Source organism: Dactylosporangium sp. NPDC000244, from assembly GCF_040300725.1.
In the GTDB taxonomy this organism is placed as follows: Bacteria; Actinomycetota; Actinomycetes; order Mycobacteriales; family Micromonosporaceae; genus Dactylosporangium.
This window is the reverse complement of the sequence record NZ_JBEPEH010000011.1, coordinates 190426-208223: the sequence shown is the minus strand read 5'-3', so window position 1 is coordinate 208223 and position 17798 is coordinate 190426. Positions and strand designations below refer to the sequence as shown.

Sequence of the window (17798 nt, the reverse complement as noted above, 5' to 3'; positions counted from 1 at the left end):
GCGATTCGTGGACGCGGGCATCAGTATGTGCGGTGATGTGGCCATCGCCGTTCTTCGACAAATTGGCGGGTGCGCAGCGGGTCCTCGTCGCCGGGGCCGGCGGCGGCTTCGACGTCTACGCGGGCCTGCCGCTCGCACTCACGCTCATGGATCAGGGGAAGACCGTCCACCTGGCGAACCTGTCGATCGTCAATCTGTACACCCTCGATCGCGAGGTGTGGGTCGAACCGGGCATCGCCAGGATCACCGCCGCAACGCTCGGCGACGACCGCTACTTCCCCGAAGGCACCCTCGCCCGGTGGCTGGCCCGGCACGGGCTACCCGACACCGTCTACGCCCTGCCCCGCACCGGAGTCCGCCCGTTGCGCGCGGCCTACCGGCGGCTGGCCAAGCGACTGGACCTCGACGCCATCGTCCTGGTCGACGGCGGTACCGACATCCTCATGCGCGGGGACGAGGCGGCGCTGGGCACGCCCGTCGAGGATGCGACGAGCCTGGCCGCCGTCAACGGCACACCGGTACCGACCAGGCTGGTGGCTTGCATCGGCTTCGGTGTGGACGCCTACCACGGCGTCAACCACGTCCAGGTCCTAGAGAACATCGCCGCTCTGGAGAGGGCCGGCGGGTACCTCGGCGCGTTCAGTGTCCCGTCACAATGCCGGGAGGCGACCCTCTACCGCGACGCGGTTGCCCACGCCGCCGCGAACACGCCAGGCCGGTCAAGCCTGGTAAACGGCCAGATCGCCGCCGCCCTGGCCGGCGAGAGCGGTGACCTGCCGCTCGACCGGCCGAGCAGGGAGACGCCGTTGTTCGTCAACCCGCTCATGGCCATGTACTTCACCTTCGACCTCCACACCCTGGCGGCACAGTCGCTTTACCTCGACCGGATCCGCGCCACCGACGACATGCTCCAGGTCAGCCACCTCATCGACCGGTACCGCGACGAGGTCACCCCACGCCCCCGGACGCCGTTCCCGCACTGACCAAACCGGGCAGGTCGCGGCAGGAGAGGGTGCTCCGTGTTCGGATGCGAGCGCCCAGACGGAATCAGTGTGGGATGTCGAAGCAGGCGCAACGTTGGAAGGGTCCGGCGGATGGCTGAGATCGATGGGTTGACCAACGCCGAATGCTTGGTACTGGACCCGCTGGACAGCGATACGCCACGGCCGCTTTGGGAGGTCTCCGAGGACTTCGTTGTCTCCGCGGTCGGCGAACCACCGACAAAGGATCAGATCGCTGAGCTCCTTGGACCCGCGCTGGTCTCGTTGGTCTCGTATGGCCTGGTCGAGGTGCGCCGCTTCGCCGACTGGCCCTCCCTCTGGGAGGAGGGTGTTCCCATGGATACCGGTCGCCTCGCGGCCGAGAGCCGGCGTCCCGAGATCTGGTCACGCAGTACGACTCGAGTCGAGGTGCTGGCCGCGAACATCACCGAAGCCGGAATCAGGTGGCTGTAGCCCGCTCCTGCCATCCCGACGATCACGAGTTGGCGTGAAACGTACATCCGCTCATCGGCGCGGCGCTGTCAAGTTCTTGCAGCGATAGTCGAGTTCTTGCATGTGCGTAACGGGCGGGGGTTTGGCAGACTGCCACTTCGCCTGCCTGGTCAAACCATGAGGTGGTGACGATGCTTGACGAAGGTGTCCAGCCCAACGAGGCCACCGTGCCGCTGCTGCCCTGTGTGGTTCCGGAGGAAACCCTGGCCTTCTGGCGCGCCCTGGGCTTCGCCGTGACCTACGAACAGATGAAGCCCTACCTCTACCTGGCGTTCCGGTGGCGCGGATTCGATCTGCACTACACGCGCGCGTCGAGCAACGTGGACCCGTCTCTGGAGAGCACCGGAGGGTGCCTGGTCATGGTCGATGCGGTCGCGCCGTACCACGCGGCGTTCACCGAGGCGATGCGCCGCACGTACGGGAAGGTGCTTGCCAAAGGGCTGCCTCGGATAACGCGGTACCGGTCTGGTGCCTCACGGTTCACCGTCATGGACCCGTCGGGAAACTCGATCATCTTCATCCAGCGGGACGAGCCGACGGAGTTGGAGTACGGCGGCTCCAAGCAGCTCCAAGGGCTCGCCCGGGTTCTCGACAACGCGCGGATCCTGCGCGAGTTCAAGAACGACGACCGGGCCGCCTTCCGGGCCCTGAACTCGGGACTGCGCCGCCACGGCGAAAGCGCACCGGCCGTGCAGCAGGCCGTGGCGCTGGCCGTGCTCATCGAGCTGTCGACGGCGCTGGCGGAGTCGGAACGGGTACCGGAGTGGGGCGCCAGGCTTCGGCGACTGAGCCTGACCACGAAGGAGCGTCGTCAGGTCGAGTCCGCTGTTGCTGACCCCACGCTGCTCGAGCGATGGATGCCCGCCACCGCCTGAGGCACCGGCCACCGTGTGACGCCGATCTCGAACGGACGCGCTGTCATCGGCAGATCCGCGCGCCGAACCGCCGGCTGGGCCGTCACGGTCTGTAGCGCGCGGATCGCGGCAGTTCCGCGATCCGCAGACGGAACCGTGCCCCGTCCGCCGGGCCGCCGGCTCGACTCAGAAGCGGAACTGCGCCACGAGCTGCTGCAGGTGGGCCGCCGTGCGGGCCAGTTCCTGGCTGGCGGCCTGGGTCTCGGTGATGCTGGCCGCGGCCGTCTGGGAGGCCTCGGCGACGCCGTTGATGTTGTCGGCGATCTCGTTGGTGCCGGTCGCGGCCAAGGTGACGTTCCGGCTCATCTCGCCCGTCGTGGCGGTCTGCTCCTCGACGGCGGCGGCGATGGTCGACTGGTACTGGTTGACCCGCTCGATGACCTCCGCGATGCCGTTGATGGACACCCTGGCGGCCTGCGCGTCGGTCTGGATCGCGGCGACCCGGGCCGAGATGTCCTCGGTCGCCTTCGCCGTCTCCTGGGCCAGGTCCTTGACCTCGCTGGCCACCACCGCGAAGCCCTTGCCAGCGTCGCCGGCCCGGGCCGCCTCGATGGTGGCGTTCAAGGCCAGCAGGTTGGTCTGCTCCGCGATCGAGGTGATCAGGTTCAGCACGTTGCCGATCTCCGTCGAGGAGGAGCCCAGCTTTCCCACGGTCTCGTTGGCGTTGCGGGCGTCGCGTACGGCCTGCCCGGCGACCGCGGCGGCCTCGGCGGCGCTGTGCGCGATCTCCTTGATGGAGGCGGCCATCTGCTCGGCGCCGGTCACCACGCTCTGCACGTTGCTGGACACATGCGCCGACGACGCGGCCACCACGCCCGCCTGGGCGCTGGTTTCCTCCGCCGTCGCGGCGATCTGCTCGCTGGTGACCGACAGCTCCTCCGACGACGCGGCGACGCTGCCCGCTGTCTCGGCGACCCCCGCGATCACCTGCCGGGTGCGGCCGGTCGCGGCGTCGAGGGCCTTCGCCATCTGGCCCACCTCGTCGCCCGAGTCCACCTCGGCCACGCGGGTCAGATCGCCCGCGGCCACCGCCGACAGCACCTCGCTCACCCGCCGCAGCGGCCTGGTGATCATGCGGGTGACCCACCAGGCCAGCAGCACCGCGAGCACGATGCCGGCGCCCAGCACGGCGTACAGGACCGTCCGGCCCTGCTGGTAGGTGGAGCGGGCGGCAGCGACGGTGCCCTCGGCCTGGCTCGCCTCCGCCTTGGTCGCGGTGTCCAGCTCGGTCATGGCCTGCGCGGAAAGCGGCGACGTCACCTGCGAGCTGACCTTGACGAAGGTGGCGAAGTCGTTCGCCCGGGCCGCCGGCAGCAGCTGATTGTTCAGGGCGTCGCGGTACTGTCCCCACAGGTCGATGAACCGCCGAACGGCGGCCGGGTCGGCCGCGTTCGGCAGGTACGCCTGGATGTTCGTGTCCACCGCGGCGTCGGCGGTGCGCACCCGCTGCTCGGCCGCGCTCACCGCCGCCGGGTCCGAGGTGAGCGCCACGTCGCGAACGGCGATGCGCACCGTGTTGGCCTGCACCCGGGCCTCGGCCAGGCGCATCGACGGGAGGAGGTTCCCCTCGTTGATGTCCTGCCCGCGCTGGTACGTGCGCGACAGCGCAATGGTGGCGACGACGCCGCCCGCCACCGCGGCGACGACGACGGCCGCGACGGCCGTGTAGATCTTCGTGCCGACCTTGCGGTCGGCGAACCACCGGATCGGCCCAGCGGAACTTGCCATGGACGTACCCTTCGCACGTGTGCCGGGGACGTCACGCTCGCCGCAAGGGCTGCCATAACGCCTGTACACCTAGCGGTCCCGCCGGTCGGCGGCGGCGACGAACCGCAACATCGGAGAACCCCGCATCGACCGTTGCTTGGGGGCACTGATCACGACGATACGACGGCGGGTGACCCGGCGGGGTCGATTCGCGCAAGGCCGATCCGCGGCTCGGGGCGTCACTGCACGTTGGGGTACTGCCCACCGCTGCCCGGCCAACGCCAGGCGGTCAACCCGTTGACGACGGACCGGGCCCGACCAACACGCGACGCCGATCAAGGATCGGCGACCGGCTCGGTGCCTGGGGATGCCGGCGGGTTGCAAATCGAGATGCCGGCATCGTCCGACGGTCCTACCGTCTTCACGGTGAGGCGGACTGTACTGACCTGCGGCGACCTCGGCGGGCCATGTCCCCGCTGCGACGGGGCGATTTCGCTCCATGTCGCCGAGACGGTCGAAGGTGATCGGCTCCTGTGGATTGTCACGTCGCGATGCGTCGATTGCGGCCATGTCGACGAGATGCGCGACCGGCCCGGCGTGTTCGACTTCGACAGCATCGTCAGGCAGACCCTCATCGACCGGGTCGGGCTCACACGGTTGCGAGCCGATCCGGCGGCGAACCGCGGGCTGCGGCTGCGGGCGCTGGCAGTGTTTCGCAAGCGGGGAGCGACGGTCGCGGAGACGGCCGACGCCTGCGCCGCGCTCACCGGCGACGGGCTTGCCGGAACGCCCGCGGAGATGGCGATCCTGGCCGGCCAGCTGGCTGCGGAAGGCATCCAGGTGACGCTCCAACCGTAGAGCTGCGCTCGTACGCGGCACCCGCGGCGGCGAGCAGCAGCCCCGCCGCCGACCGCCGGCGGCAGGTACGACTCGTGCCAGGCGTCCGGCACCGGCACCGTGGACACCAGCTCCGGGCGCCGGGCCGGACAGTGCCGCTCCCCGTCCGCTCCGCCGCCGCGAGCCCGCATCCCCGCACCGTAGCAATGGGTCGCTACGGTCGATGACCGGTACTTCCCACGGAGAGGCGCAGACCGCATGAGCGATGGGCATCGAGCGCTGGCCGAACAGCTGAGCCAGGCCGCGCAGACCCGGTCGGTGACGTTGCGCGACGTCGGGCTGGAGCCCGACTCGTACGATCTGCTGCGCACCGACACCCGGTTCGCCGACGTGGAGCGGCTCGCGCTGCACCACAACCAGCTCGGCGACAGCGGGACCGCGGCATTGGCGGCCAACCCCGCATTGACCGCCGTGACGCACCTGGAGCTGGTCGGCAACGCGGTCGGCCACGACGGCATCCGCGCACTCACCAACAGCCCGCTGCGCACCACCGTGACCCGGCTCGACCTCAGCGGCAACCCGGTGACGCCGGAAGGCTTCGATGCACTGGCTGACGCGTCGATGCCCGCCCTGCGGGAACTGGTACTGCGCAACGTACGCTGCGGCGGGCTGGGCGCACTGTTGCGCGCGGCGGCCCTCGACAGGCTCACCCTGCTCGACCTGTCCGAGAACGACATCGCCGACCACGACCGGGAGTACGCCGACTGGGGCGGCCCGGCGGTCTACACGATCCCGGCCGACGAGGTGTGCGTGGAACTGCGCCTGCGGCTGGGGTACCGCCTGGATTTGTGACGCCGGCGCCTACTCGGCGCAACCGGACGCCTCGGCAAGAACACGCAGCGCGTTGCGGCGCCCCAACTCGGTGGGTTCGGCGGCGGCCCGCTCCCGCAGGAGGTCCACTGTGGATGGATCGACGGGCCACCGGCGGACCAGTGCCTCCCACACGCCGATCCGCACGGAACAGTCCGGGTCGGCGACGGCCCGCTCGCGCAGCATCGAGCGCACTTGCGGGTCGGCCGTCCAACCGGCGGCGAGGGTCTCCAGGCACGCGCGGCGCACCAGCGGCGCCGGATCGTCGAGCGCGCGCTCGCGAACCAGCGCCACCACGCCGGGGCGGTCACGCCACAGGCCGGGACGGTACTCGTACGGCGGCGAATGCGGGGCCGACCCGGCAAGCACGTCGATCGCGCACCGGCGGACCTCCTGGGCCGGGTCCGCGACGGCGCACCGGCGCAGCACCGCTTCGGTGCCGGGCGCGTCGGGCCAGCCGTGGGCCAGCCAGTACGCCGCCTCGTACCGCACCGCGCCGTGTCCGTCCTCGCGCACGCGCCCGCGCACGTGCGCGCCCGCCCGCGGATGGCCCGGCCACAGCCGGGCCAGCGAGTTGACCACCTGCCGGCGCACGTTGTGGTCGGGGTCGGCCACGCCGCGCTCCAGCAGCCACGCAACGGTGCCCGGTTCGTCGCGCCAGCCGCTCGCGTACGCGGCGACGGCCTGGCGGCGAATCCAACCCTCCGGGTCGTCGACCGCCCGGACCCGCACCAGGGGCCGGACCCGCGGATCGGCGGGACGCAGCTGCGCGAGCTGGACGAGCGCGGTACGCCGTAGCCGCCGCTCATCGGCACCGGTCGCCAGCGCGAACAGCCACTCGACCGTCTCCGGCTCCGCACGACCGCGGTGGGCGATGGTTTCGAGCATCGCGTCCCGGACCTCCCCGTCCGGATCGCCAAGGGCGCACTCGCGCAGCAACTCGCGGACGTCGGGGTCGGCGAGCCAGTCGCGAGCCAGGATGCTCAGCGCCCGATGGCGATCCCACGGCTCCTCGGCCAGGAACGCCTCTTCGAGCAGGGCATCCCGCCGCGCGTCCGCGGCCTCGTCCGCATCGCCCACGTACATGAGGGTAATGGCCGCGCAACAGCCGCGAACCGCGCCGACGGCGGGACGCATCGCTGCCGAAGCGGGACCCACGACTGGCGGCTGGTCGGCCGGTGAGACCTGAGCTATGGCTCGATCCGGACCGAATCGCCGGCAATCATTCGCCACTCGGCCACCGCGTCGGGGTGCACGCCGCGGACCACCACCCGGGGGTTCCGGCTGAACACGAGACCGGCCCGCACCGGATACTGCCGCGGCCGCAGCGCCACCAACACGAGCTGGAACAGGCCGTTGCTTAGCGCCGCAGCGCAGAAGGCGACGACGCCCACCTTGAAAACCCATCCTGGCAGCAAGATGCCCGCGAGGATCATCAATACCCAGGTGCCCAACGCCACGAAGTACACGATCCGCTGCTCCCGAACAAGCCGGTCGAATCGCCGGAATCGCGCCGCGTCAGCCGGCCCGATCGGCAGGCGCACCCGGTGTCGACGCGGTGGACCGGCAAACGAGTGGGCGGTCAACTCCACCCGCTCTACCGGCCGTGCCCCGTCGACCAGCGACCGGTCGGGCATCGGTACGTAGCCGTCAGCAACCCTCCAGGACACCTTCACCGATCGATGATCGCTTTTCCTCGGTCGCGGGTCCAGCTCCTTTCCAGCCTGAGCCGGTGCCGTCCGCAGCTAACTCCCAGTGCGCGTCGGACAAAACTCGGCATGCCGACGCGCCGTGTCGGTCCCGCACCGGCATGACCAGGTAGCCCAGCTCGATCCACCAGCCGTCGAGCGTAAGCAGCTCGGACCTCCGCAGTGCATCCTCGCCCTGCTGGGCCACATACTCCTCGCGGGTCAGTGCGAACCACGGCAGCATATCCGGTAGTTCGCGGACCACGCCCGCGGTGAAGAAGGGCGCGGCGCGGAGTCGTTGGATCAGTGGTTGCGCTCGATGCGACCCACGAACGCAAGCACCGGCGTGCCGGCGAACAACGATCCGGCGCCAAGGACAACGCGGTCCAGGACACGGCGAGCAGCGTGCATCGCCATGGACTGGTATGTCGAGTGGTTAATCGTTGGCCGGCACTACGTGGCAGGGCCTGGTCGTTACCGGCCACGGCCGCCGGCGGCGCGCGGTCTACGCGGCGACCGCCACCCGGCCGGCGAGCCGATCGACCGCGGCGAACGCCCCGAACCCGAGCACCCGCACCAGTTCCTCATCGCCCCGCGGCCCGACCGAGCTCCGCCAAGCCGCCACCGCGGACTCGGTCAGCCGATAGGGCGCGAGGGCCGCGAGCAGCGCCAGCCGCGCCCCCGGCCGCTCGTCCTCCGGCACCGCGCCGAGCGCGCTCCCCGGCCAGCCGCCGAGCTCCGGATGCTCGCCCCGCCACCCGGCGACCGCGTCGAGCACCACGGCCCGGGCGGTGTCGCCGAGCAGCGCACCGCCGGCGCGCGCGGCCCGCTCGAACGCCGGCCACGCGGCCGCGACCGGTCCGTCGCCGGCCCACGCCGACGCCGGGCCCGCGCCGGGCTCCAGGAGCGCCAGGCTCTCGCCCGGCGCGATCGTCCGCCGCACGGTGCGGGCCAGGGCGAGGCCGGCCGCGCGGCGGGACGGCGTGCGCAGCACCCCGCCCGGCAGGAGGGAGCCGGGGCGCAGGGCGTCGACCATGCGGTTGATGAAGTGGTTGGCCAGGGCCGTGCCGACGTATTCGGGGGCTTGCGCGGCCGGGAACGGCCACGGGTCGGGCGCCGCCGAGCGGGTCGAGCGGGCCCAGGCGACCAGCGGGTCGGGCGCCTCGCCGCGGGTGATCGCGTCGGCGGTGTCGTGGGAGCCGGTCGCGTGCAGCATCGCGGCGTGCGCGTCGACGCAGAACGGGCAGCGGTTCACCACCGCGACCGCGGCCGCGACCGCCTCCTTGCGGGCCCGCGGGACGGTGCCGGCGAGCATCGACTCGCGCAGCACCGCCCAGAGGGCCGCGTGCAGGTCCGGTGCGGGTGAGAGGTGCGGCGCGAAGAGCGCGCCGAGCTCGCGGGCGGACGCCGAATACACCGCCGCGACCGAGCCGGTGGCGGCGCGCTTCGGGACTGGGGTGACGAACCGGTAGGGCATCGGGCCTCCTTGGTTACGAGGCAATGTTCGCAACGGCGGGCTGCGGTGTCGTCGGACCAGGGTTGTCACTTTCGGGTACTCCCCTGGTCGTACGCATCAGCCCGAGCACCGCCAGACCGCCGGCGAGCGCGATGCCCGCGCCGATGCCGAAGATGCGGTCGAGCCCGTCGGTGAACGCGGCCGCCGACGTTCCGCCGTGCAGCACGTCCCCGGCGCCGGAGGCGAGGACGGCCGCGTAGACGGGCAGCGCGAGCGCGTACCCCAGCTGCCGGAACGTGTTCGACGCGCCGTTGGCCATGCCGGCGCGGGACGCGGGTACCGTCGCCAGGGTCGCCGACGCGATGACCGGCGTGCTCAGCCCGACCCCGACACCGATCACCACGAGCGCGGGCACCACCGCGGACCAGCCCGAGTCCGGCCCGACCAGCAGGCCCAGGGCGTCGCCGGCCGCGACGAGGAGCAGGCCGATGCCGATGCTGTACCGCGCCGGCACCGCATGCAGCAGCCGCCCGCCGGCCCCGGCGACCACGAACGCGACCACCGCCATCGGGGCGAGCACCAGCCCGGCGTCCATCGCGTCGAGGCGCAGCACCGACTGCGCCCACACCGACACGAACACGAGCCCGGCGAACGCCGACGCGGTCAGGGCCGCCGCGCCGAACATGAGCACCGAGAACGCCGGGCGGCGCAGCAGCGACAGGTCGAGCATCGGCTCGCGGCGGCCCCGCTCCAGCAGCACGAACCCGGCCGCGGCGAGCGCCCCGGCGACGAGCGCGCCGATGCTCAGGCGGTCGCGCCAGCCCGCGTCGCCGGCGCGGATCAGGCCGTACACCAGCAGACTCGCCGCCGCCGTGAAGCTCACGACGCCGGGCAGGTCGAGGCGGCCGGCCGCGCGGGGGTTGCGCTCGCCGGTGACGTGCCGGGCGAGCAGCAGCGCCGCGGCCGCCACGGGCAGGTTGACCAGGAAGATCGCGCGCCAGCCGACGTGCTCGGTGAGCAGCCCGCCGAGGATCGGCCCGGCCGCGGCCGCGGCGCCGTTCGCCGCGCCCCAGATGCCGAACGCGACCGAGCGGTCCCGGCCGCGGTAGGCCAGGCCGAGCAGGGCGGCGTTCGTGGCGTACATGGCCGCCGCGCCGAGGCCCTGCACGCCCCGCGCGGCGATGAGCGCGCCGACGCCCGGGGCGAGGCCGCAGGCCAGCGACGCGACGGCGAACACGGCCAGCCCGGCGACGAAGACGCGCCGGTGCCCGAGCCGGTCCGACAGCGCGCCGGCCGCCATGAGCAGGGCGGCGAGGACGAGCACGTACAGGTCGACGGTCCACTGCAGCGCCCCGAACGACGCGTGCAGGTCCCGGGCCAGGGCCGGGGCGGCGACGCTGACGATCGTGATGTCGATCAGCAGCATGAGGGTGCTCAGCGAGACCGCGAGCAGGGGCAGCCATTTGCGCATGACCGGCAGCCTGGCGCGCTTCCCGGCCGGCGACTCGGCCGATGCGCTTTTCGGCGGGATCCGGCACCGCAATACCCTGCGACGGTGGATCCACTCACCTTCGACGAGCTCGACCGCCGCATCGCGCACGCGCTGCAGGTCGACGGCCGGGCGCCATTCAGCCGCATCGGCGAGGTGCTGGGCGCCTCGGACCGGACGGTGGCCAGGCGGTACCGTCGCATGCGCTCGAACGGGCTGCTCCGCGTGGTCGGCCTCCCGCACGCGGCCGCCCTCGGCCACGTCGACTGGCTGGTGCGGATGCGCTGCACGCCCGACGCCGCCCTCCCGGTCGCCACCGCACTCGCCCGCCGCGCCGACACCTCGTGGGTGCACATCATGTCCGGCGGCACCGAGATCTCGTGCGTGACCCGGACCCGCCGCCAGGCCGAGGAGGGCGACCTGCTGCTGCAGAAGCTGCCCCGCTCGCCGAGGGTCACCGCGGTGACCGCCCACTGTGTGCTGCGCGGCGTCGCCGGCCTCGAGGGCTGGCCCGGCCGCACCTCCGCGCTCACCGCCGACGAGATCGCCGCGCTGAGCCCCGAGCCCGCGCCGCCCGTGCCCGTCACCCCGACGCCGGCCGACAACGCGCTGCTCGCCGCCCTCGCCCGGGACGGCCGCGCGGACTTCCCCGCCCTCGCGCGGGCGACGGGGTGGTCGGAGACGACGGTCCGCCGGCGCCTCGAGGAACTGCGCAAGAGCCGGATGCTGTACTTCGACGTCGACGTCGAACCCGCCTCCCTCGGCTACCACGCGGAGGCGATGCTCTGGCTGACCGTCGCCCCTTCCGCGCTGACCCCGGTCACCCGGGCGCTCGCGTCGCATCCGCAGATCGGCTACGCCGCGGCGATCACGGGCCCCGCCAACATCTCGGCCACCGTGCTCTGCCGCGACCTCGACGAGCTGTACGACTACCTGGCCGACCGGGTCGGCGCCCTGCCCGGCGTCACCGCGGCCGAGACGTCCCCGGTCGTGCGCCGCCTCAAGGGCGCGGGCACGCTGCTGGTGCCGTAGCCCCTCCCGGAATAGCCGTCCTGTTCGTCCTCACCTCGACGGGCTTCGCCCCGCACCCCTACCTCGTCGGCGCCGGCTGGCTGTGGGCGGCCCTCATCGCCGCTCGCGAGATCCGGGCAACGCCCGCAGGACCACGCTGAAGGTCGCCGGCTCCGCCCGCAGCACGTACCGCGGCAAAACCCCCGGCCCGCAGGCCGCGCTGCCCAGCCCATGGTGCGCGTGGTCGAGATGCAGATGGATGCGGTCCGTAGCCACCAGGTCCGCCCGGTGCCGGGCCGCGTCCAGGTCCTGCGTCGACCAGCGCCGCGCGGTGAAGTCGATGCGCGGCACACCCTCGACGCGCAGCCCCGTGCCGTCCGGCCCGGTGAGCGTGAGCCACCGGGCGTCGGCCCGGTTGCCGTTCTCCTGCGGCAACACGTACGGCGTGGCCAGGCCGTCCACAGTGGACCGATAGCGCCCGATCAGCGCCGCGGTCCGCGAGTCCGGGTACGCCTCCCCCGGCCCCGCCCCGAACCAGCCGACGTCGCCGAGGTCCGGCGGCAGCTCCAGCCGCACCCCGAGACGCGGGAGCGGCACGTCCCACTCGCCGGTCGGCTCGACGCGGACGGTCAGCTCGGCGCCCCGCTCGACGTGCCGCCACGTGTACCACGTCAGCAACGCCCGGTCCGAGGACGCCGCCGCCACCCGGGTCGCCACCACCACCGCGTCGGGCGTGAGGTCGATCCCGAGCAGCCGGTGCGTCATCCGGTGCAGACCCGCGGCGCGCCACCGGGCGGCGACCGGATCGGGCCCGAGGCGGTCGTTGTCGATCGGCGCCCGCCAGACGTCCAGGACCGGCCCGCGCAGTACGAGGTCCCCGAGCCGCGCCAGCCGCCCGTGCACCGGCTCGAACTCGGCCGCCCCGAACCGGATCACGCCGCCCTCCCGCCGCGGCGCCGATCCCCCGCCGGCGACGGAGAGGGGAGCCTCGCGGAGCTGAACCTGCCCGGCGCCGATCTCGAGGCCGTCCGCGGCGACGGCATGCACCGTCAGCCAGGCCTCGCCAGTGCCCGGCGGCACCGGGCCGACCGGCAGCGCGACCACCTCGGTCTCCCCCGCCGCGACCGCCGGCAGCCGCACCACCCCCTCGGCCGAGGGCACCCCGTCGACCGTCACCGACCAGCGAAGGCCCGCGCCGTCGAGCGAGCGGAAGGCGTACCGGTTGCGCACCGTCACCTCGCCGGGCCGGACGGCGAGCCGGACCGGCGCGTACACGGCGGCCAGCTCGACAAGCCCCGGCGACGGTGTGCGGTCCGGGAAGACGAGCCCGTCGATCACGAAGTTGCCGTCGTGCAGGGGCTCGCCGAAGTCGCCCCCGTAGGCGAAGTCGCCTTCGGGGCGGCGGATGCCGTGGTCGAGCCACTCCCACACGAAGCCGCCCTGGCAGCGCGGATGGCGGTCGAAGAGCTCGTCGTACTCGGCGAGGCCGCCCGGCCCGTTGCCCATCGCGTGCGCGTATTCGCACAGGATGAACGGCAGGTGCGGCACGTGGTCCTCGCCGCGGCCGATCGCGTCCACCTCGGCGTGACTCGCGTACATGCGGCTGTAGACGTCCACGTGGGTGCAGCCGCGGTCGCCCTCGTAGTGCAGCGGCCGGCCCGGGTCCCGCTCGCGGGCCCAGTCCGCCATCAGGCCGAGGTTCGCGCCGACGCCGGCCTCGTTGCCCAGCGACCACATGATGACCGAGGGGTGGTTCTTGTCCCGCTCGACCATCCGCCGCATGCGGTCGACGCAGGCCTCGACGAACCGCGGGTCGTCGCTGGGGTTGCCGCGCCAGCCCACCGTTTCGAAGCCGTGCGTCTCGTAGTCGCACTCGTCGATGACCCAGAAGCCGAGCTCGTCGCACAGGTCGAGCACGTCCGGGTGCGGCGGGTAGTGGCTGGTGCGGATCGCGTTGACGTGGTGGCGCCGCATGAGCTCCAGCTCGGCGCGGACCATCTCGAGCGGCACAACCCGGCCGAGATCGGGGTGGAACTCGTGCCGGTTGACGCCGCGCAGCACGATCCGCCGGCCGTTGACGGTGAGGATGCCGCCGGCGATCGCCACGGTGCGGAACCCGACGCGCAGGGTCGCCGTCTCGGTGGCGGTGGCGACGACGAGCTCGTAGAGCCGCGGTGTCTCGGCGGTCCACGGCTCGACCGGGCCCGCGTCGTGCTCGGCCCCGGTCGGCAGGCCGGCCAGGCCGAGGGCGGGGATGCTCACCGTCGCGTCGGCCGGGCCGTCGACGCGCAGCCGGCCGTGGCCGCCGGGCTCGAAGGTCGCATGGACGAACACGTCGTCGACGCCGCCGGCGGGCCGGGCGAGCAGGGTGACGTCGCGGAAGATGCCGGGCAGCCACCACATGTCCTGGTCTTCGAGGTAGCTGCCGGCCGACCACTGGTGGACGCGCACGGCCAGGACGTTGGTGGCGCCGGGCCGCAGCGCCGCGGTCACGTCGAACTCGGCGGGCAGGCGACTGCCCTGGGTCACCCCCAGCTCGACGCCGTTGAGCCACACCCGCCCGCAGGAGTCGACGCCGTCGAAGCGCAGCCGGGCGCCGAGCCCCTCGAACGCGGCCGGCACCTCGAAGACGAGGCGGTGGTCGCCGGTCGGGTTGTCGGTGGGCACGTGCGGCGGGTCGACCGGGAACGGGTAGACGACGTTCGTGTACGCCGGGCGGCCGTGGCCGTGCATCGGCCAGCTCGACGGCACCGGCAGCGGCGACCAGCCCGAGTCGTCGAAGCCGGGCGCCCAGAACCCGCCGGCCGCCTCGGCCACGCTGGGCGCGAGCCGGAACCGCCAGGTCCCGTTGAGGCTCAGGCGCGGCGCGTCGGTGTCGAACGCGGCGCGCGGCGCGCTGGTGCCGATGGGGCGGCCGAAGCCGGTCAGGTACTCCACCCGGCCACCGTACGCCCGGCCGGACAGGGCCTACGTTGCTCACATGCAGATCAGGCTCCTGGGACCGGTCGACATCGCGGCCGGCGGCGAGATCCGCACCGTCGCCGGGGAGCGCCGCACGGCCGTCCTCGCCGTGCTGGCCCTGGCGCACGGCGAGGTCGTCGGCACCGACCGGCTCGTCGAGGCCGTGTGGGGCGCCGGCCCGCCCGCGACCGCGCTGAACACGCTCCAGCAGCACGTGTCGTATCTGCGCCGCGCCCTCGCCGGGGGCGGCACCATCGCCGCCCGCCCGCCCGGATACGTGCTGCGGGTCGACGGCGACAGCGACGGGGACGCGACCGACGTGGCCCGGGCCGACCGGCTGATCCGCGCCACCGCCGAGGCCGACGACGCCCGCGAGCGGGTCCGCCTGCTGCGCGCCGCCGTCGCGCTGTGGCGCGGCGGGCCGCTGTCCGGCGTCACCGGGCTCGAGGACGACGCGCGACGGCTGCGGACCGTGTGGCTGCGGGCGCAGGTCGCGCTCGCCGAGGACCGGCTGCGGCTGGGCGAGCACGCGGGAGTGGTGGCGGACCTGGAGCGGCTCGCCGCGGACCACCCGCTCGACGAACGGCTGCATGGGCTGCTCATGCTGGCGCAGTACCGATGCGGAGACCAACCGGCCGCCCTCCGCACCGCCCGCCGGCTGCGGGACACCCTCGGCGCCGATCTCGGGCTCGATCCCGGCCAGCCGATCCGCGACCTGGAGGCGGCGATCGGGCGCCACGACCCCGCGCTCAGCGCCGGGACCGCCCCCGCCGCCGCGCCCGTGCCGGCCCCGGCCCAGCTGCCGCCGGCCGTGCGCGGGTTCAGCGGCCGCGCCGCCGAGCTCGCCGGACTGGACCGGGCCGCGGCTCGGGGCGGTCCGGCGGTGTGTGCCGTCACCGGCCCGCCGGGCGTGGGCAAGACCAGCCTCGCCGTGCACTGGGCGCAGGGGGCCGCGGACCGGTACCCGGACGGCCAGCTGTACGTGAACCTGCGCGGTTTCGATCCGCGCGGCGCCGCCACCGAGCCGGCCGAGGCCCTGCGCGGCTTTCTCACCGCCCTGCACGGGCCGGAGACGCTGCCCGACGAGCCGGACGAGCTCGCCGCCCGGTTCCGGGCCGCCGTCGCCGGGCGGCGGCTGCTCGTGGTGCTCGACAACGCCCGCGACGCCGAGCAGGTGCGCCCGCTGCTGCCGGGGGCCGAGCAGTCCGTGACGCTGGTGACGAGCCGGACCGGCCTCAGCCTGCCGGGCGCCCACGCGGCGCCCCTTGGGCTGCTCGACGACGACGCGGCCCGGGACCTGCTGGCCGGGCGGCTGGGCCGGGACCGCCTGCGGGCCGAACCGGACGCGGTCGAGGAGATCATCGCCCGCTGTGCGCGGCTGCCGCTGGCCCTGGCGATCGCGGCGGCGCAGGTGGCGACCCGCCCCGGGGTGTCGCTCGCGGACCAGGCGGCCCAGCTGCGAGCGGCCGGGGGCGGGCTGGACGCGCTCGACGGCGGCGACCCGGCCACCGACGTGCGGGCGGTGTTCTCGTGGTCGTACCGCGCGCTGCGTCCCGCCTCCGCGCGGCTCTTCCGCCTGCTGGGCCTGCACCCGGGCCCGGACCTGACCTCGCCCGGCGCCGCGAGCCTCGCGGGCGAGCCGCTGGAACGCACCCAGGCGCGGCTGCGGGAGCTGTTGCACGCGAACCTGCTCGCCGAGCCGGTGCCGGGGCGGTACGCGCTGCACGACCTGCTGCGCGCGTACGCCGCCCGGCTCGCGCACGCCGAGGACCCGGCCGCGGACCGGCGCGCCGCGGTCCACCGGGTCCTCGACCACCTGCTGCACACCGCGCACACCGCGGCGCTGGCCGTCGACCCGGGCCGCCGGCCGCTGCACCCGCCCGAGCCGGTGCCGGGGCTGACCGTCCCGCGCATCGGCGACCCGGACCGGGCCCTGGGCTGGTTCGAGGCCAACCATCGGGTGCTGACCGCGGCGGTGCGGCTCGCCGCCGACGAGGGCTTCGACGTGCACGCCTGGCAGCTGCCGTGGACGATGACGACGTACCTCGACTGGCGCGGCCACCGCCCGGAGCTCATCGCCGCGCAGACGGCCGCGCTCGGCGTCATGCGCCGCATCGGGGAGGTGCCCGGCAGCGCCAACGCCCACCGCGAGATCGGCCGGGTCCTGCACCGCCTGGGGCGCCGGGACGAGGGCGCCGAGCATCTCGCCGAGTCCGTGCGCCTCTACGCGCAGCTGGGCGACACGATCGGGGAGGCGCGGGCGCGGTACAGCTGGGGCCTGCTCCTGACCGGCCTGGAGCGCCACGCGGAGGCGATGGAGGAGCTCGGCCGGACGCTGGCCCTCGCGGAGGCGGCCGGGGACCTGCTCTGGCAGGGCCGCACGCTGAACGCGCTGTCCTGGTCGCGGGTGCAGACGGGCGACCTGGCGGGGGCCCTCGACCACGGGGCCCGGTCGCAGGCGTTGCTGCAGCGGGCCGGCGACCGCCACGGCGAGGCGTTCGCGTGGAACACCAACGCGGAGATCCATCACCGTCTCGGCGACTACGCCCGGGCGACCCGCGCGCACCGGCAGGCGATCCGGCTCATGCACGACTTCGGCGACCGGGCCTCCCACGCCCGGATGCTCGTCGAGCTCGGCGAGACCCGCCTGGCCGCCGGGGACCGCCCGGGCACTGTGGAGGCCTGGCGACAGGCGCTGCGACTGTACGAGCAGCTGGGCGACCCCGCCGCCGGACCGGCCCGGCAGCGGCTCGACGACCTCACGGCGCGGCCGCGCGACGGTGCGTGACGCGGCGGCGTGTCACCGGGCGTCGCGCGGCCCGGTGCGGGCGGCGAGCACGGCCAGGATGCCGCGCCGCAGCCGGCGGGACACGCCCGGCAGGTTCGTCAGGTCGCGTACCTCCTCGCCGGAGAGCTCGGGCCGCGCGGCGAGGGCGAGCAGCGCGGCGTGGGTCCGCTCGACCGCCGCGCCGAGCCGCCGCGCCGCCTCCTGCCGCACCTGCAGCAGCAGCGCGCGGTCGGCGCCGGGGTGCTGGGCGAGCAGCCGCAGCACCCGGTGGATGTCGTAGTCGTCGTAGCCGCCGGCTTCCCACACGAGCCGCAGGGCGGGCAGGTCCGCGTTGGGGTGCGCGGCGACGGCGGCGCGGACGAACACGTACTCGCTCGCGGCCAGCTCACGCACGATCGGCGCGGGAAGGCCCGGGTCGCGGGCCAGGCGCGCGTAGTCGGCCGGCGACCGGTCGTGCGCGGGCAGCAGCGACTCGAGATCCATCCTGGCATCGTGGCACCCCACGCCGCAGGCGCAACGGCATTGCGCGCGATCGGCCGCGCGCCCGGGCCGGTGTGCCCGCCGGGGCGCGTCCGGCTCCTGTC

The 17798-nt window shown here is 74.0% G+C and carries 15 protein-coding genes; 7 read left to right on the top strand and 8 right to left on the bottom strand.

Annotated elements, in window-relative coordinates:
* Positions 1-35 precede the first annotated feature (35 nt).
* The 3 genes from ABT369_RS17825 (at position 36) to ABT369_RS17815 (ending at position 2368) form a co-directional block, all read left to right on the top strand.
* Entirely contained in the window at positions 36-983 is a 948-nt protein-coding gene (locus ABT369_RS17825; protein WP_350613131.1) for a DUF1152 domain-containing protein, read from the top strand.
* A gap of 111 nt (positions 984-1094) precedes the next feature.
* Positions 1095-1454, top strand: a complete 360-nt coding sequence (locus tag ABT369_RS17820; RefSeq protein WP_350613129.1) for a hypothetical protein — start codon at positions 1095-1097, stop codon at positions 1452-1454.
* A gap of 206 nt (positions 1455-1660) precedes the next feature.
* Positions 1661-2368: a DUF8817 family protein gene (locus tag ABT369_RS17815; protein ID WP_350613128.1), complete on the top strand. Its 708-nt coding sequence runs from the start codon at positions 1661-1663 to the stop codon at positions 2366-2368.
* Between the two features lie 165 nt (positions 2369-2533).
* On the opposite strand, the gene ABT369_RS17810 is transcribed toward ABT369_RS17815, so the two are convergent.
* A complete protein-coding gene (locus ABT369_RS17810) occupies positions 2534-4135 on the bottom strand; it encodes a methyl-accepting chemotaxis protein (RefSeq protein ID WP_350613126.1) in 1602 nt (533 codons plus the stop codon).
* A gap of 405 nt (positions 4136-4540) precedes the next feature.
* Here ABT369_RS17810 and ABT369_RS17805 point away from each other — a divergent pair, with 405 nt between their 5' ends.
* Both ABT369_RS17805 and ABT369_RS17800 read left to right on the top strand, forming a co-directional pair.
* The gene (locus tag ABT369_RS17805) at positions 4541-4972 is read left to right on the top strand and encodes a hypothetical protein (protein ID WP_350613124.1); all 432 of its coding nucleotides are present in this window, start codon (positions 4541-4543) and stop codon (positions 4970-4972) included.
* A 237-nt stretch (positions 4973-5209) separates the two neighbouring features.
* Complete coding sequence (locus ABT369_RS17800; protein ID WP_350613122.1) at positions 5210-5803, top strand: leucine-rich repeat domain-containing protein; 594 nt, start codon at positions 5210-5212, stop codon at positions 5801-5803.
* A gap of 9 nt (positions 5804-5812) precedes the next feature.
* Here ABT369_RS17800 and ABT369_RS17795 read toward each other — a convergent pair whose 3' ends face one another.
* The 5 genes from ABT369_RS17795 to ABT369_RS17775 all read right to left on the bottom strand — a co-directional run bounded on the left by ABT369_RS17795 (position 5813) and on the right by ABT369_RS17775 (position 10436).
* Positions 5813-6901, bottom strand: coding sequence for a HEAT repeat domain-containing protein (locus ABT369_RS17795; protein ID WP_350613121.1), 1089 nt, complete (start codon positions 6899-6901; stop codon positions 5813-5815).
* 110 nt (positions 6902-7011) lie between these two features.
* Entirely contained in the window at positions 7012-7497 is a 486-nt protein-coding gene (locus tag ABT369_RS17790; protein WP_350613119.1) for a hypothetical protein, read from the bottom strand.
* Positions 7472-7753: a hypothetical protein gene (locus ABT369_RS17785; protein ID WP_350613117.1), complete on the bottom strand. Its 282-nt coding sequence runs from the start codon at positions 7751-7753 to the stop codon at positions 7472-7474. The genes ABT369_RS17790 and ABT369_RS17785 overlap by 26 nt, the downstream gene beginning before the upstream one ends.
* A 261-nt stretch (positions 7754-8014) precedes the next feature.
* The gene (locus ABT369_RS17780) at positions 8015-8986 is read right to left on the bottom strand and encodes a carboxymuconolactone decarboxylase family protein (protein ID WP_350613115.1); all 972 of its coding nucleotides are present in this window, start codon (positions 8984-8986) and stop codon (positions 8015-8017) included.
* Positions 8987-8999: 13 nt separating this feature from the next.
* On the bottom strand, positions 9000-10436 hold the full coding sequence (locus tag ABT369_RS17775; RefSeq protein ID WP_350613114.1) for an MFS transporter: 1437 nt from the start codon (positions 10434-10436) through the stop codon (positions 9000-9002).
* 84 nt (positions 10437-10520) lie between these two features.
* On the opposite strand from ABT369_RS17775, the gene ABT369_RS17770 reads away from it, so the two are divergent.
* Positions 10521-11486, top strand: a complete 966-nt coding sequence (locus tag ABT369_RS17770) for an Lrp/AsnC family transcriptional regulator (protein WP_350613112.1) — start codon at positions 10521-10523, stop codon at positions 11484-11486.
* A 93-nt stretch (positions 11487-11579) separates the two neighbouring features.
* On the opposite strand, the gene ABT369_RS17765 is transcribed toward ABT369_RS17770, so the two are convergent.
* The gene (locus ABT369_RS17765; RefSeq protein WP_350613110.1) at positions 11580-14402 is read right to left on the bottom strand and encodes a glycoside hydrolase family 2 TIM barrel-domain containing protein; all 2823 of its coding nucleotides are present in this window, start codon (positions 14400-14402) and stop codon (positions 11580-11582) included.
* A gap of 43 nt (positions 14403-14445) precedes the next feature.
* Between ABT369_RS17765 and ABT369_RS17760 the strand changes: the two genes are divergently transcribed.
* The gene (locus ABT369_RS17760; protein ID WP_350613109.1) at positions 14446-17214 is read left to right on the top strand and encodes an AfsR/SARP family transcriptional regulator; all 2769 of its coding nucleotides are present in this window, start codon (positions 14446-14448) and stop codon (positions 17212-17214) included.
* A gap of 12 nt (positions 17215-17226) precedes the next feature.
* On the opposite strand, the gene ABT369_RS17755 is transcribed toward ABT369_RS17760, so the two are convergent.
* Positions 17227-17697, bottom strand: a complete 471-nt coding sequence (locus ABT369_RS17755) for a hypothetical protein (protein WP_350613107.1) — start codon at positions 17695-17697, stop codon at positions 17227-17229.
* Positions 17698-17798: the final 101 nt, after the last annotated feature.

Excerpts from the sequence above, each read along its gene's own strand:
- ABT369_RS17820 (WP_350613129.1), top strand. The coding sequence starts at position 1,095 with ATGGCTGAGATCGATGGGTTGACCAACGCCGAATGCTTGGTACTGGAC.
- ABT369_RS17775 (WP_350613114.1), bottom strand. The coding sequence starts at position 10,436 with ATGCGCAAATGGCTGCCCCTGCTCGCGGTCTCGCTGAGCACCCTCATG.
- ABT369_RS17760 (WP_350613109.1), top strand. The coding sequence starts at position 14,446 with ATGCAGATCAGGCTCCTGGGACCGGTCGACATCGCGGCCGGCGGCGAG.
- ABT369_RS17780 (WP_350613115.1), bottom strand. The coding sequence starts at position 8,986 with ATGCCCTACCGGTTCGTCACCCCAGTCCCGAAGCGCGCCGCCACCGGC.
- ABT369_RS17800 (WP_350613122.1), top strand. The coding sequence starts at position 5,210 with ATGAGCGATGGGCATCGAGCGCTGGCCGAACAGCTGAGCCAGGCCGCG.
- ABT369_RS17825 (WP_350613131.1), top strand. The coding sequence starts at position 36 with ATGTGGCCATCGCCGTTCTTCGACAAATTGGCGGGTGCGCAGCGGGTC.
- ABT369_RS17810 (WP_350613126.1), bottom strand. The coding sequence starts at position 4,135 with ATGGCAAGTTCCGCTGGGCCGATCCGGTGGTTCGCCGACCGCAAGGTC.
- ABT369_RS17785 (WP_350613117.1), bottom strand. The coding sequence starts at position 7,753 with ATGCTGCCGTGGTTCGCACTGACCCGCGAGGAGTATGTGGCCCAGCAG.
- ABT369_RS17755 (WP_350613107.1), bottom strand. The coding sequence starts at position 17,697 with ATGGATCTCGAGTCGCTGCTGCCCGCGCACGACCGGTCGCCGGCCGAC.